1 protein-coding gene is annotated in these 224 nt (G+C 70.5%); it reads left to right on the top strand.

Features of this window, described 5'->3' with window-relative positions; all coding sequences use genetic code 11:
- A partial coding sequence (locus QWY29_RS20730) for a WYL domain-containing protein (protein ID WP_300963099.1) occupies positions 1-195 on the top strand: 195 nt, incomplete at its 5' end.
- Positions 196-224: the final 29 nt, after the last annotated feature.

Genomic DNA, 224 nt, shown 5'->3' with positions numbered 1-224 from the left:
CGCGAGGCCGTCGAGACCCGCACGTCGGTCGTCATCTCCTACGTCGACAACCACGGCACCTCCACCGAGCGGGTCGTCCACCCGGTCTCGGTCGAGGGCGGGCCGCTGACCGCCCACGACCAGCGCAGCGACGACGTCCGCACCTTCGCCGTGCACCGGATCACGTCGGTCGGGCCCGTTGCGGCTTCTCCGTAGACTCGTGCGGTGGACTTCCTGAGGTACGC

Source organism: Nocardioides abyssi (assembly GCF_030412915.1).
Taxonomy (GTDB): Bacteria; Actinomycetota; Actinomycetes; order Propionibacteriales; family Nocardioidaceae; genus Nocardioides; species Nocardioides abyssi.
The sequence above is the reverse complement of the archived record's forward strand: the minus strand, read 5'-3'. Positions and strand labels throughout refer to the sequence as shown.